We start from the raw sequence: 12,101 nt of genomic DNA, 5'->3' as shown, positions 1-12,101 counted from the left end.
ACAAGCCGGGGCCCGCACCTCGCGGTGCGGACCCCGGCATGCTGAGGAACTTAGGCGGGCTGGATGTTCTCCGCCTGGGGGCCCTTCTGGCCCTGCGTCACGTCGAAGGACACGCGCTGGCCCTCCTGGAGCTCACGGAAGCCCTGCATGGCGATGTTCGAGTAGTGGGCGAAGACGTCCGGGCCGCCGCCGTCCTGCTCGATGAAGCCGAAGCCCTTTTCCGAGTTGAACCACTTCACGGTGCCAAGTGCCATTTGAATCTCCTGAATAGGCGGCAAGGGCCCCATCCGGGAGATTCCGGCAAAAACGATAAAAGCGCCTGCGGAGCAATCCCGTCAGGCGCACATAAAGTTCATGGGTACCACAACTGCAACGCCACCAAGCTAGCACACCTCGCCCGGATCTTGCTTCACTGCGCGGACGACGGCGATCAAACAGCCCTGGGGGCTCGGTGTGCTCGGCGCGGAGGAGGCCTTCGCCGGGGCGGGGCCGGTGTGCGGCCCCGCCCCGTACCGGCTGCCGCCCGCCCGGGTCAGAGGCGTTCGATGATCGTGACGTTGGCCTGGCCGCCGCCCTCGCACATGGTCTGGAGGCCGTAGCGGCCGCCGGTGCGCTCCAGCTCGTGCAGGAGCGTGGTCATCAGCTTCACGCCGGTCGCCCCGAGGGGGTGGCCCAGGGCGATCGCGCCGCCGTTGACGTTCACCCGGGCGGGGTCGGCGCCCGTCTCCTTCAGCCAGGCCAGCACCACCGGCGCGAAGGCCTCGTTGATCTCGACCAGGTCGATGGCGTCGAGGGTCAGCCCCGTCTTCTTCAGTGCGTGGGCGGTGGCGGGGATGGGGGCCGACAGCATCCGGATCGGGTCCTCGCCGCGCACCGACAGGTGGTGGATCCGGGCGCGGGGGGTGAGGCCGTGCTCGGCGACCGCCCGCTCGGAGGCGATCAGCATCGCCGCCGCGCCGTCGGAGACCTGGGAGGAGACGGCCGCCGTGATGGTGCCGCCCTCAACGACCGGCGGCAGCTTGGCCATCTTCTCCAGGCTGGTGTCGCGGCGCGGCCCCTCGTCGACCGCCACGTCCCCGTACGGGACCGTCTCGCGGTCGAAGCGGCCCTCGTCGATCGCGCGGACGGCCCGCCGGTGGGAGGCGAGGGCGAACTCCTCCATGTCCCGCCGGGAGATCCCCCACTTCCGGGCGATGAGCTGCGCCCCGTGGAACTGGTTGACGGGGGCGTCCCCGTACCGGGCGCGCCAGCCGGCCGAGCCCGCGTAGGGGCCCTCGGTGAGGCCCAGGGGCTCGGCCGCCTGCCGGGAGGCGAAGGCGATGGGGATCATCGACATGTTCTGGGTGCCGCCCGCGACGACCAGGTCCTGGGTGCCGGAGAGCACGCCCTGCGCGGCGAAGTGCACGGCCTGCTGGGAGGAGCCGCACTGACGGTCGACGGTGACGCCGGGGACCTCCTCGGGCAGCCCGGCGGCCAGCCAGGCGGTCCGCGCGATGTCGCCCGCCTGGGGGCCGACCGTGTCGAGGCAGCCGAAGACCACGTCCTCCACGGCGGCCGGGTCCACCCCGGTCCGCTCGACGAGCGCCTTGAGGACGTGCGCCCCCAGGTCCGCGGGGTGGACCTGGGACAGGCCGCCGCCGCGCCGCCCGACGGGGGTGCGCACGGCGTCGACTATGTAGGCCTCGGGCATCGGGGGCTCCTCTGCTGGCTGCTGGCTTCTAGGGGCGTACGGCGATCCCGTCGAGCACCATCGACAGGTACTGGCGGGCGATCTCCTCGGGGCTGTGCTGTCCGCCCGGCCGGTACCAGGACGCCGCGACCCACACCGTGTCGCGGACGAAGCGGTAGGTGAGTCGGATGTCGAGGTCGGCGCGGAAGACCTGGGCGGCGACCCCCCGCTCCAGCGTCCCCAGCCACGCCTTCTCGAACTTCACCTGCGAGTCGGAGAGGTAGTGGAAGCGGGGCTGGGCGGAGAGGGTGCGGGCCTCCTTCTGGTAGATCGCGACGGCGGCGCGGTGCCGGTCGATCTCGCGGAAGGACTCGGTGACGAGGGCCTCGATGGTCTCCCGGGGGCCGAGGCCCGCCGCGAGGACGGTGTCGTACCCGTCCCACAGCTCGTTCAGGAAGGCCGAGAGGATCTCGTCGAGCATCGACTCCTTGGAGTCGAAGTGGTAGTAGAGGCTGCCGGCGAGCATCCCGGCGGCGTCGGCGATCTTGCGGACGGTGGTGGCGTTGTAGCCCTGGGCGGCGAAGACCTCGGCGGCGGTGTCGAGGAGCTCCCGGCGCCGCTCGGGCGAGGGGGTCACCTGCGGCTTCTTCTTCGCGGCCGGCCGGGCGGCCGGCCCGGCGTTCGGCTGGTTCGTTGGCACGGGCCCATTCTGGGCCTAGGGGTGCTGGCTGCTGACGGAGACCGTCTCGCCCGTCATGTAGGACGAGTAGCCGCTGGCCAGGAAGACGATGACGTTGGCGACCTCCCACGGCTCGGCGTACCGGCCGAAGGCCTCGCGGGCGGTGAGTTCGGCCAGCAGCTCCTCGCTGGTGACCTTCACCAGGTGCGGGTGCATGGCGAGGCTCGGGGCGACCGCGTTGACCCGGACGCCGAACGCGGCGGCCTCCAGTGCCGCGCAGCGGGTCAGGGCCATCACCCCGGCCTTGGCGGCGGCGTAATGGGCCTGGCCGGTCTGGGCGCGCCAGCCGACGACGGAGGCGTTGTTGACGACGACGCCCGCGCGCCCGGAGTCCTTGAAGGCGCGCAGGGCGGCGCGGGTGCAGCGGAAGGTGCCGTTCAGGGTGACGTCGAGGACGCGGGTCCACTGGGCGTCGGTCATGTCGACGAGGTCGGCGGTGCCGCCGAGTCCGGCGTTGTTGACGACGGCGTCGAGGCCGCCGTGGAGCCGCTCGGCGTGCGCGAAGAGGGCGCGGACCTGCTCCTCGTCGGTGACGTCGCAGGGCAGGGAGGCGATCCGGTCCGCGCCGAACTCGGCGGCGAGGGCGGCCTCGGTCTCCTTCAGGCGGCGGGCGTGGGCGTCGCCGATCAGGACGCGGGCCCCCTCCTCCAGGAAGCGGCGGGCGGTGGCGCCGCCGATCCCGGCGCCGGCGGCGGCCGTGATGACGGCGGTGCGGCCGCGCAGCAGGCCGTGGCCGGGGACGTACGCGGGCGCCTCGTTGCGGGACTCCTCGACGCTGCTCATGGCCGTACGTTAACCTACCAAACACTTGTTAGGGAAGCATGCGGCGGCGCCGCCCCGAAGGAGGCGAACGGCTGATGGACCTCGACCACTCCCCCGAGGTGGCGGCCTTCCGGGCGGAGGCCCGGGCCTGGCTGCGCGAGCACGTGCCGGACCGCCCGCTGCCCTCGTTGGAGACCCGGGAGGGCTTCGCGGCGCACCGGGAGTGGGAGGCGCGGCTGCACGCGGACCGCTGGTCGACGGTGTCCTGGCCCGAGGAGTACGGGGGCCGGGGCGCGGACATCGAGCGGTGGCTGGTCTTCGAGGAGGAGTACTGGGCGGCGGGCGCGCCCGGCCGGGTCTCGCAGAACGGCATCAGCCTGCTGGCCCCCACCCTCTTCGACCACGCCACCCCCGAGCAGCGGGCGCGGGTGCTGCCGCCCATGGCGAGCGGCGAGGTGGTCTGGGCGCAGGCCTGGTCGGAGCCGGAGGCGGGCTCCGACCTGGCCTCGCTGAGGTCTCGGGCGGTGCGCACCGCGGGCGGCTGGCTGCTGTCGGGGCAGAAGACCTGGTCCTCGCGGGCGGCCTTCGCCGACCGGGCCTTCGGCATCTTCCGCAGCGACCCGGGGGCGGCCAAGCCCCACCAGGGGCTGACGTACCTGATGTTCGACCTGCGGGCGCCGGGCGTGACCGTGCGGCCCATCGGCCGCCTCGACGGCAAGCCGGCCTTCGCGGAGCTCTTCCTGGACGGGGTCTTCGTCCCCGACGAGGACGTGATCGGGGAGCCGGGGCAGGGCTGGCGGATCGCGATGTCGACCACCGGGAACGAGCGCGGGCTGACCCTGCGCTCCCCCGGCCGCTTCCTGGCGGCCGCCGGCCGGCTGGCCGGCCTGTGGCGGGAGCAGGGGGACCCGGCGGACACGGCACTGCGCGACCGGGTCGCGGACGCGGTGGTGGGGGCGCGCGCCTACGAGCTGTTCACCTGGGCCGGCGCCACCCGCTTCGCGGCGGGCGGGGAGATCGGCGCCGAGTCCAGCCTGAACAAGGTGTTCTGGTCGCAGTACGACATCGCCCTGCACGAGACGGCCCTGGACCTGCTGGGCCCGGACGCCGAGCTGGCCGGCGGGCCGTGGGCCGAGCCGTGGGTGTTCTCGCTGGCCGGGCCGATCTACGCGGGGACGAACGAGATCCAGCGCGACATCATCGCCGAGCGGCTGCTCGGCCTCCCGAAGGGCCGCCGCTGATGCGCTTCCAGCCGACCGGTGAACAGTCCGACTTCGCCCGCACCCTGCGCTCCCTGCTGGGCGCGGCCGGGGTCCCCGCGACCGTACGGGCCTGGGCGGCCGGAGACCACGGGCCCGGGCGGGCCCTGTGGTCCCGGCTCGCGGACACGGGCCTGTGCGCGCTGGCCGCGCCGGAGGCGTACGAGGGGCTGGGGCCGCTGCCGGTGGAGCTGGCGCTCGGGTTCGTGGAGCTGGGGCGGGCGGGGGTGGCGGGGCCGGTGGTGGAGACGGCCGCGGCGGCGGTGCTGCTGGGGGAGCTGGCGCGGCTCGGGGACGAAGGGCCGGCGAAACGGTTCCTCCCGGGGCTGGTCGCGGGTGACGCCCTGGCCACCCTGACCCTGCCGGGCGGCTCGCCGTATGCGCTGGACCCCGACGCTGCGGCGTACTGCTTCACGGTGTCCGCCGGGCCTGCGGGGGGTGAGCTGCGCCGGGCGCCGGGTGCCGGGGAGCGGCTGCCCTCGCTGGATCCGGCGCGCGGGCTCGGCGTCCCGGCGGCGGGCGGGGAGCTGCTGGCGGAGGGCCCGGCCGTCCTGGCCGCCGCCGAGACGGCCGCGCGGTGGGCGCGGCTGCTGACGGCGGCCCAGTGCCTGGGCGTGGGCGAGGAGCTGCTGGCCCGCACGGTGGAGTACGCGAAGCAGCGCACCCAGTTCGGGGCGCCGATCGGGAGCTTCCAGGCCGTCAAGCACCGGCTGGCGGACACCCTGCTGGACCTGGAGTTCGCCCGTCCGCTGCTGTGGGCGGCGGCGCTGTCGCCGGCGGACGGGGACGTCGCGGCGGCGAAGCTGGCCGCCGGCGGGGCGGCGTACGCGGCCGCCCGCACCGCCCTCCAGCTGCACGGCGCGGTCGGCTACACGCAGGAGCTGGACCTGTCGCTGTGGCTGCGCAGGGCCCGGCCGCTGCGCGACGCCTGGGGCACGCCGTCGCAGTGCCGGGCGGAGGTGGTCCGCGGCCTGCCTCAGAGGACGGCCACGCGCAGGGTGACCACGTAGGACTCCTCGACCGTCCCGTCGGGGAAGAGCTCCAGCAGCCGCTCCCGCTCGGCCCCGGTGAACTCCCGGGTGGCGGGTTCTCCGAGGAGGAGGAAGGCGGAGTGGCTGGAGAGGTTGGCGAGGTGCGCGTCCAGCGGGATCCGGCGCGACCAGCGGACCTCGCGGGTGGTGAGGTCCAGGCCTTCCGGGGTCTGACGCGGCTGGGGGCCGGCGGGGGCCCCGAAGAGCTCCGCGATCCGCTCGTCCTGCCCGGCGATCCAGGGGACGGACGGGTCCAGGTCGTTCCACCAGAGCGCGAGGGCCCCGCCCGGGCGCAGCACGCGGCGGGCCTCGGGGACGGAACGGGCCGGGTCGGTCCAGTGCCAGGCCTGGGCGTAGGTCAGGAGGTCGAGGGAGCCCGAGGCGAGGGGGAGGCGGTCGCCGTCGCCGCGCACGATCGGGATCGCGGGGTGCGCGCGGCGGAACTCGGCGGCCATGCCGTCGCCGGGCTCCACGGCGAGCACCCGCGCCCCGCGGGCGTGCAGCAGCGCGCTGGCGATCCCGGTCCCGGCCCCCGCGTCGGCCACCCGGGCCCCGCGCAGCGGTATCCCGGCGAGCTCCTCGACGGCGTCGAACAGCGCCTCGGGGTATCCGGGCCGGGAGGCGTGGTAGAGGGCGGCGGCGGCATCGAAGGACCTGGCGCGAGTCGTCATGCCGCCATTCTTCGCCGCCCCGCCGCCCCCTGACGACCGCTTATCCCGCCGCTGATCGTGGCCGCCGCTGCACAGATCGGTCCCCTACCCCGCCCTTCCACCGTTCCTCGTGCACTCGCCAACGGGAGGCAGCCCCGCGCCTCAAACGCCGGCGGGGCTGGGTACAGCCCCGCCGGCGTTTGAGGCGCGGGCGCGGAGCGCCGTGTCGTGAGCGTCGCGGCCGAGAGAGTCAGAGGCCCCCGGACAGAGCATGGCAAGGAAGGGTGGAAGGGTGGGGTGGGGGACCGCTCCGCATAGCGGCGACCGACCCGGGCACGCCCCCGTCAGCGGAACTCACGCACCACCTCGATCCGCCCGACGATGTGGGCGTTGAACTCCGGCAGCTCCTCCGCCGGGACCCACAGCTCCAGGATCGTCTCGCCGCCGGCCCGCTGGACCGGGTAGCGCTCCAGGAAGGCCGAGTCCACCTCGAAGCGGGTGACGAAGCCCGCCCCGTCATGCCTGACGTTCCAGTCGCGGGCGATCCGGACCGCGTAGTCCTCGTTCAGCACCGGGTAGAAGATCGGCTGCTCGGGCAGCCTGGGCGGCCAGGCGCGCCAGTCGAGGGCGCGGACCAGGTCGAGCTCGACGGGACCGGTGGGGCGCCAGAGGGTGGTGGTGGGCGGAGGGGTGCTGGACATACGGGCGACCCTAGGCGGGAGGGCGGCGCCGGGCCAGCGGATTCAGCGGCGGCCGCGGCGGGGCGGCGGACGGCGACGGCCACGGGCGCGGCCGCGCCGCGAGAGCCGCAGCAGGGCCGCCGTCTGGAGCACCAGCAGCGCCCCGAGCCCCGCCGGGGCCACGGCCCCGTGCCCCTCCCACACCGCGGCCCCGACCTTCGCGACCCCCACCGCGGTGAGCGCGACGAGGAAGCGGGCCGCGAACTCCGCGTCGGTGCCGTGCGGCACGGCCGAGCCGGCCACGAACACCGCCAGCAGCACGGGGATCCAGGGCGTCCCGGGGTCGCGCAGCAGCAGGGCGGCGCCGGACTCCACGGCGAGGAGCAGGACGGTGCGCAGGAGGAATCCAGGCATGGACACATCATGCCGGGGAAATCCCCGCGCGCACCCGCCCCGGATCCGCCTAAGATCGAACACAAGGGCGGGGTCGTAGCACAGAGGCAGTGCGCCTACACAGCATGGAGGAGGACGCCGGTTCGAATCCGGCCGCCCCGCCCCCTTCCCCTCCCCGGGGAGCGACCGCAGACCGGTGACTAGGATCGTCCGCAAGGACGGGGCCGTAGCACAGAGGTCGTTGCGCCTCCCTGCTCAGGAGGAGGACGCCGGTTCGAATCCGGCCGCCCCGTCCCCGTCCCCCTGGCCCCGCCGCCCCGTGGCGCCCAGCCATGCCGCCGCCCCCGCACGGGCCGCCGCCGCGGCCGGCAGCGGCAGGCCGAGGAAGCCGTGGAAGACCCCCGGGTACAGCCGGACCTCGCACTCCACCCCCGCCCCGCCCAGTCGGCGCGCGTACTCCAGTCCCTCGTCCCGCAGCGGGTCGCAGTCGGCGAGGACGATCAGCGTGCGCGGCAGCCCGGACAGGTCCGGCGCCCGCAGCGGCGAGACGTGCGGGTGCGCGGGGTCGCCGCCGTACTGCTCCCAGTACCAGGCCATGTGCGCGGCGGTGTGGAAGTACCCCCGCCCGTACGCCGTCACCGACCCGGAGCCCATCGAGGCGTCCAGCGGCGGGTAGACCAGCAGCTGGCCGGCGAGCAGTTCCGGCGCCCGCAGCGCGGTGACGGCCGCCAGGTTGCCCCCGCTGGAGTCCCCGGCCACCACCACCCGGCCCGGGTCGCAGCCCAGCCGGCCCGCCTCGGCCCGCGCCCACAGCAGCACGGACAGGGCGTCGTCGGCCGCCGCCGGCCAGGGGTGCTCCGGGGCCAGCCGGTAGCCGGCCGAGACGACCACCGCCCCCGAGGCCCCGGCCAGCCCGCGGCACAGGGCGTCGTGGGTGTCCAGCCCGCACATGACCCAGCCCCCGCCGTGGAGGTAGACGACGAGCACCCGCCCCCGCCGCCCCGGCGCGGGGTCGTAGACCCGTACCGGGACCCCGCAGGCCTCGGCGTCCCGCACCCGGGCCGCCTGCGGCCACGGCGCACCCGGCCGGTCCGCCCCGGCGGCGGCCGCCGCCCGCAGGGCCGCCACGTCCCCGGGCCCCGGGAAGGACGCCGCCATCGCGTCGCACAGCCGCCGCGCGTCCGGCGACAGCGGGTCCCCCTCCGCGAAGGCCCCGCTCATCGCGCCGTCATCCCCCCGTCGACCACGAACTCCGCGCCCGTCACGTAGGAGGCGGCCTCCGAGCACAGGAAGAGGACCAGCTCCCCCACCTCCCCCGGCCGCCCCATCCGCCCCAAGGGCACGTGCGACCAGTCCCGCCCCTCGACCGCCCCGGCCACCATGGGCGTGTCGACGGCGCCCGGGTGCACGGAGTTGACCCGGATCCCGTCCCCGGCCAGGTCCAGGGCCGCCGCGCGGGTCAGCCCGCGCAGGCCCGACTTCGCGGACCCGTAGGCCGCGTGGCCGGGGACGCCGACCAGTCCGGCGGTGGAGGAGACGTTGACGATCGAGCCGCCCCCGCCCGCGCGCAGCACGGGAGCCACCGCCCGGATCCCGAGGAACGGCCCCAGCAGGTTGACCCGCAGCAGTTCCTCGAAGCCCTCCGGGCTCTGCTCCTCGATGTGCGCGGTGCGCCACAGGGCGGCGTTGTTGACCAGCGCCGACACCGTCCCGAAGGCGGCCACGGCCGCCCGCACCACCCCGGCCCAGCCGTCGGCGTCGGCCACGTCGTGCCGGACGAACAGGCCCCGGCCGCCCAGTTCCGCCGCGACCGCCCGGCCCTCCTCCTCCCGGACGTCCGTGACGACGACCCGCGCCCCCGCCCGCGCGCACATCCGGGCCTCCTCGGCGCCCTGGCCGCGCCCGGCGCCGGTGATGACGACGACCTTCCCGTCCAGCGAGATCACGCTTCCTCCATGCGAACGGCGGGAGTTGAGCGAATATATGCCTAATAGGAACACTTCTAGCAGTCATGCCCGTCGGACGGAAGGGCACCGCGGCAACCGGTCGTAGACTGCGCTGCGTGGCAGACGAGACGGCAGAAGACACTCCCGGTACAGCGGCCCGGCGCGCGCTCCCCGCGACCAGCTGGGCCGTGCTCGGACTGCTCTCCTTCGGCGAGGAACTCTCCGGCTACGACCTGAAGAAGTGGTCGGACTGGTCGCTGCGCTTCTTCTACTGGAGCCCCTCCTTCAGCCAGATCTACAGCGAGCTCAAGCGCCTGGAGAAGGCCGGCTACGCCTCCTCCCGGATGGTCGCCCAGGACTCCGGCACCCGCGACAAGCGGGTGTACCGGATCACCGACGAGGGCATGGACGCCGTACGCCACTGGGCGCGCGAGACGCCCGTCGACCCGCCGGTGCTCAAGCACGGGCCGATGCTGCGGCTGTGGCTGGGCCATCTGCTGGAGCCGGAGCAGATGCGCGAACTCCTGCTCCAGCAACAGGAGTTCGCCGAGGGCATGCGGCTCGGCGCGCAGGCGGACGCGGCGGCCGCGCAGGAGGAGGCCTGGGCGTACCCCACCCTCACCCTCAAGTGGGCCGAGCGGTACTACGCCTCCGAGCGCGACCTGGCGGCGGCCATGCTGGAGGACATCGAGGCCCTGCACGCGCCCGGAGCCGCCGGAGCCGCCGCTCCCTCGGGCCCGTCCGTCCCCTCCGGCCCCTCCGACCCCTCCGGAACGGACCGCACCCCGTGACCGCCACGGGCCGGAGCGCGATCGACCTCCGCAAGGTCGAGGAGACCGCCCCCGCCCTCGTGAACCTGTACAAGAGCGCCGGGGTCTCCCTCCGCAAGCACGGCCTGGACGGCGGGCGCGCCTCGGTCTACCTGGTCCTGGACTACTCCGGTTCCATGCGGCCCTACTACCGGGACGGCAGCGTGCAGGCCCTCGCGGACCGCGTCCTGGGCCTGTCGGCGCACCTGGACTCCGACGGCCGCGTCCCCGTCGTCTTCTTCTCCACCGGGGTCGACGCGATCGAGGAGGTATCCCTCCGCGGCCACGAGGGGCGGGTCACCCAGATCGCCGCCGGCCTCGGCCACATGGGGAAGACCGCCTACCACCTGGCCATGGACGCGGTGATCGACCACTACCTGGACTCGGGCTCCCCCGACCCGGCCCTGGTCGTCTTCCAGACGGACGGCGGGCCCGTGGACAAGACCGCTGCGGAGCGGTACCTGTGCAAGGCGGCCCGGCTCCCCCTGTTCTGGCAGTTCGTCGGCTTCGGCGACACCCGCAGCAGCCAGTTCGACTTCCTGCGCCGCCTGGACGAGCTGCCCGTGCCGCAGAAGCGGGTGGTCGACAACGCGGGCTACTTCCACGCGGGCGACGACCCGGGGGCCGTACCGGACGCCGAACTGTACGACCGCCTCGTCGGCGAGTTCCCGGCCTGGCTGGCAGCGGCACGCCGGGCGGGCGTCGTGCGCGCCTGACCGGCCGCCGTCCGGGGCGCGCGCTTTGATGGGCGTATGACGATGAACAACTGGGCGGCGTTCGAGAAGGCGGAACCGGAGTTCGCGGCGGCGGTACGGACCCGCTTCGAGCAGTTCCCGCACCACGTCCTGGCCACCCTCCGCAAGGACGGCTCCCCCCGGGCGACCGGGCTGAACGTCGAGTTCCGCGGCGGCGAGCTGTGGCTGGGCATGATGGCGGGCTCGATGAAGGCCCGCGACCTCCAGCGCGACCCGCGCTTCGCCCTGCACACCAACCCGGGGCCGGGCGACACCATGCCCGACGGGGACGTACGGGTCTCCGGCCGCGCGGTGGAGATCGTGGACCCGCCCGAGCTGCACCGCTACGCGGAGGAGAAGGACACCCCGCACCCCTTCCACCTCTTCCACGCCGACCTGACCGAGGTGGTCCACACCGCCGTCGACGGGGAGGAGCTGGTCGTCCGCAGTTGGACCCCGGCGCGCGGACTGCGCGTCCTGCGCCGGGGCAACGACGACGAGCCGGCCCGCGAGGTCCCCGCCGGCTGACCGGGGGCCGTACGGCCGGGCGGGGCGGTGCGCACCCCCACGGTGCACCGCCCCGTCCGGCCGTCCGGGTCCCGTCCGGCGGCTCAGCAGTCCCGCGCGCCGGGCGGGGGCTTGAAGACGGCGTCCAGGACTCCGTCGCGCTCCACGTCGATCAGTACCCAGTCCAGCGTGGAGTCCTTGCCCGGCAGCCGCAGGCTGTGCGGGAGGTCGCTCTGGACGAGGTCCCGCCCCACGTAGGAGACGGACAGGACGCCGCCGCAGCCCGAGGGCGCCGGGGGCAGGCTGCCGTCGACCTTGCCGTCCGACGGGCCCACGGAGACGGTCGTCGTCCGGATCGGGGCGTAGGTGAACGCGTAGCCGGCCGAGTCGGTGGAGCGGGTCATGTCCACCCGGAAGAAGCCGAGCTTCACCGGGACGGGCTCGCAGGGCGGCTGGGTCTTCACCAGCCGGAGGTACACCCCGTCGTCCACCATGAACAGGGCCCGGGAGTCGGTGCGGTCGCTGCTCTTGAGCCCCTTGAGGTAGTCGGTCAGGGCGGGGGCGTCCAGGCCCTTGGTCGAGGTGCACGGGAGGGCCGGGGCGGCCGAGGGGATGACACCCGACGCGCCGGAGGAGGAGGGGGAAGCGGAAGGAGACGCGGAGGCGGAAGGGGAAGCGGGGGCGGGGGACTTGGACCGGGCCGCTCCCGCCCCGATGTCCGCCCCCGACCCGGCGCCCGAGCAGCCCGCGAGGACGAGTGCGGAGAAGGAGAGGAACGCGGCGGCGGGCAGCCGTAATCGACGCATCGGGACTCCCAACTGGCAGGACCGGAACCACTTCCGATGCTGACAGCCCGGCCGCACGAGCGGCATCCGTAGAACCGCCTACGTAGCCCGTACGTATCCCCGGCGCCGAATGCGGG

Annotated in this window: 15 protein-coding genes and 2 tRNA genes; 7 read left to right on the top strand and 10 right to left on the bottom strand. The window is 74.6% G+C overall.

From position 1 onward, the window contains the following. Positions 1-50: 50 nt before the first annotated feature. From ACIRBY_RS10855 to ACIRBY_RS10840, 4 genes are all read right to left on the bottom strand, one after another. Positions 51-254, bottom strand: a complete 204-nt coding sequence (locus ACIRBY_RS10855) for a cold-shock protein (protein ID WP_390685784.1) — start codon at positions 252-254, stop codon at positions 51-53. A 278-nt stretch (positions 255-532) separates the two neighbouring features. After that, positions 533-1,690 carry an acetyl-CoA C-acetyltransferase gene (locus ACIRBY_RS10850; RefSeq protein WP_403899083.1) on the bottom strand — a complete coding sequence of 386 codons (1,158 nt, stop codon included), beginning with the start codon at positions 1,688-1,690 and terminating at the stop codon, positions 533-535. A gap of 28 nt (positions 1,691-1,718) precedes the next feature. Beyond that, entirely contained in the window at positions 1,719-2,369 is a 651-nt protein-coding gene (locus ACIRBY_RS10845; RefSeq protein ID WP_403899080.1) for a TetR/AcrR family transcriptional regulator, read from the bottom strand. A gap of 15 nt (positions 2,370-2,384) precedes the next feature. Further along, positions 2,385-3,191 (bottom strand): SDR family oxidoreductase, encoded by an 807-nt coding sequence (locus ACIRBY_RS10840; protein ID WP_403899077.1) that lies wholly within the window; start codon positions 3,189-3,191, stop codon positions 2,385-2,387. Positions 3,192-3,265: 74 nt separating this feature from the next. Here ACIRBY_RS10840 and ACIRBY_RS10835 point away from each other — a divergent pair, with 74 nt between their 5' ends. Continuing rightward, entirely contained in the window at positions 3,266-4,411 is a 1,146-nt protein-coding gene (locus ACIRBY_RS10835) for an acyl-CoA dehydrogenase family protein (protein WP_403899074.1), read from the top strand. Continuing rightward, positions 4,411-5,439, top strand: a complete 1,029-nt coding sequence (locus tag ACIRBY_RS10830; RefSeq protein ID WP_403899072.1) for an acyl-CoA dehydrogenase family protein — start codon at positions 4,411-4,413, stop codon at positions 5,437-5,439. Before ACIRBY_RS10835 ends, ACIRBY_RS10830 begins: the two co-directional genes overlap by 1 nt. On the opposite strand, the gene ACIRBY_RS10825 is transcribed toward ACIRBY_RS10830, so the two are convergent. From ACIRBY_RS10825 to ACIRBY_RS10815, 3 genes are all read right to left on the bottom strand, one after another. Then, a complete protein-coding gene (locus ACIRBY_RS10825) occupies positions 5,406-6,131 on the bottom strand; it encodes a class I SAM-dependent methyltransferase (protein WP_403899069.1) in 726 nt (241 codons plus the stop codon). The two genes, ACIRBY_RS10830 and ACIRBY_RS10825, sit on opposite strands and share 34 nt — an antisense overlap. A gap of 323 nt (positions 6,132-6,454) precedes the next feature. Beyond that, positions 6,455-6,811: a hypothetical protein gene (locus ACIRBY_RS10820; RefSeq protein ID WP_403899066.1), complete on the bottom strand. Its 357-nt coding sequence runs from the start codon at positions 6,809-6,811 to the stop codon at positions 6,455-6,457. Positions 6,812-6,853: 42 nt separating this feature from the next. Beyond that, complete coding sequence (locus ACIRBY_RS10815; RefSeq protein ID WP_403899063.1) at positions 6,854-7,204, bottom strand: hypothetical protein; 351 nt, start codon at positions 7,202-7,204, stop codon at positions 6,854-6,856. A gap of 67 nt (positions 7,205-7,271) precedes the next feature. On the opposite strand from ACIRBY_RS10815, the gene ACIRBY_RS10810 reads away from it, so the two are divergent. Both ACIRBY_RS10810 and ACIRBY_RS10805 read left to right on the top strand, forming a co-directional pair. Next, positions 7,272-7,346 (top strand) — tRNA-Ala (locus ACIRBY_RS10810). A gap of 56 nt (positions 7,347-7,402) precedes the next feature. Then, a tRNA-Ser gene (locus ACIRBY_RS10805) sits at positions 7,403-7,476 on the top strand. Here the strand turns inward: ACIRBY_RS10805 and ACIRBY_RS10800 are convergent. Further along, entirely contained in the window at positions 7,439-8,341 is a 903-nt protein-coding gene (locus ACIRBY_RS10800) for an alpha/beta hydrolase (RefSeq protein WP_403899603.1), read from the bottom strand. The genes ACIRBY_RS10805 and ACIRBY_RS10800 overlap by 38 nt on opposite strands. A gap of 59 nt (positions 8,342-8,400) precedes the next feature. After that, a complete protein-coding gene (locus tag ACIRBY_RS10795) occupies positions 8,401-9,129 on the bottom strand; it encodes an SDR family NAD(P)-dependent oxidoreductase (protein WP_403899060.1) in 729 nt (242 codons plus the stop codon). Between the two features lie 107 nt (positions 9,130-9,236). On the opposite strand from ACIRBY_RS10795, the gene ACIRBY_RS10790 reads away from it, so the two are divergent. From ACIRBY_RS10790 to ACIRBY_RS10780, 3 genes are read left to right on the top strand one after another with little or no spacing between them, the layout of a single operon-like run. Beyond that, positions 9,237-9,920, top strand: a complete 684-nt coding sequence (locus tag ACIRBY_RS10790; protein ID WP_403899600.1) for a PadR family transcriptional regulator — start codon at positions 9,237-9,239, stop codon at positions 9,918-9,920. After that, on the top strand, positions 9,917-10,654 hold the full coding sequence (locus tag ACIRBY_RS10785; protein WP_403899057.1) for a vWA domain-containing protein: 738 nt from the start codon (positions 9,917-9,919) through the stop codon (positions 10,652-10,654). The genes ACIRBY_RS10790 and ACIRBY_RS10785 overlap by 4 nt, the downstream gene beginning before the upstream one ends. 36 nt (positions 10,655-10,690) lie before the next feature. Further along, positions 10,691-11,200, top strand: coding sequence for a pyridoxamine 5'-phosphate oxidase family protein (locus tag ACIRBY_RS10780; protein ID WP_403899054.1), 510 nt, complete (start codon positions 10,691-10,693; stop codon positions 11,198-11,200). 83 nt (positions 11,201-11,283) lie between these two features. On the opposite strand, the gene ACIRBY_RS10775 is transcribed toward ACIRBY_RS10780, so the two are convergent. After that, entirely contained in the window at positions 11,284-11,985 is a 702-nt protein-coding gene (locus ACIRBY_RS10775; protein ID WP_403899051.1) for a hypothetical protein, read from the bottom strand. Positions 11,986-12,101: the final 116 nt, after the last annotated feature.

The organism is Streptomyces sp. NPDC096136 (genome assembly GCF_044763325.1).
Lineage (GTDB): Bacteria > Actinomycetota > Actinomycetes > Streptomycetales > Streptomycetaceae > Streptomyces.
The sequence above is the reverse complement of the archived record's forward strand: the minus strand, read 5'-3'. Positions and strand labels throughout refer to the sequence as shown.

What these genes read in the sequence shown, in the direction of transcription:
- ACIRBY_RS10820 (WP_403899066.1), bottom strand. Translation starts at nt 6,811, where the DNA reads ATGTCCAGCACCCCTCCGCCCACCACCACCCTCTGGCGCCCCACCGGT.
- ACIRBY_RS10825 (WP_403899069.1), bottom strand. Translation starts at nt 6,131, where the DNA reads ATGACGACTCGCGCCAGGTCCTTCGATGCCGCCGCCGCCCTCTACCAC.
- ACIRBY_RS10835 (WP_403899074.1), top strand. Translation starts at nt 3,266, where the DNA reads ATGGACCTCGACCACTCCCCCGAGGTGGCGGCCTTCCGGGCGGAGGCC.
- ACIRBY_RS10775 (WP_403899051.1), bottom strand. Translation starts at nt 11,985, where the DNA reads ATGCGTCGATTACGGCTGCCCGCCGCCGCGTTCCTCTCCTTCTCCGCA.
- ACIRBY_RS10815 (WP_403899063.1), bottom strand. Translation starts at nt 7,204, where the DNA reads ATGCCTGGATTCCTCCTGCGCACCGTCCTGCTCCTCGCCGTGGAGTCC.
- ACIRBY_RS10840 (WP_403899077.1), bottom strand. Translation starts at nt 3,191, where the DNA reads ATGAGCAGCGTCGAGGAGTCCCGCAACGAGGCGCCCGCGTACGTCCCC.
- ACIRBY_RS10855 (WP_390685784.1), bottom strand. Translation starts at nt 254, where the DNA reads ATGGCACTTGGCACCGTGAAGTGGTTCAACTCGGAAAAGGGCTTCGGC.
- ACIRBY_RS10850 (WP_403899083.1), bottom strand. Translation starts at nt 1,690, where the DNA reads ATGCCCGAGGCCTACATAGTCGACGCCGTGCGCACCCCCGTCGGGCGG.
- ACIRBY_RS10830 (WP_403899072.1), top strand. Translation starts at nt 4,411, where the DNA reads ATGCGCTTCCAGCCGACCGGTGAACAGTCCGACTTCGCCCGCACCCTG.
- ACIRBY_RS10800 (WP_403899603.1), bottom strand. Translation starts at nt 8,341, where the DNA reads ATGGCGGCGTCCTTCCCGGGGCCCGGGGACGTGGCGGCCCTGCGGGCG.
- ACIRBY_RS10780 (WP_403899054.1), top strand. Translation starts at nt 10,691, where the DNA reads ATGACGATGAACAACTGGGCGGCGTTCGAGAAGGCGGAACCGGAGTTC.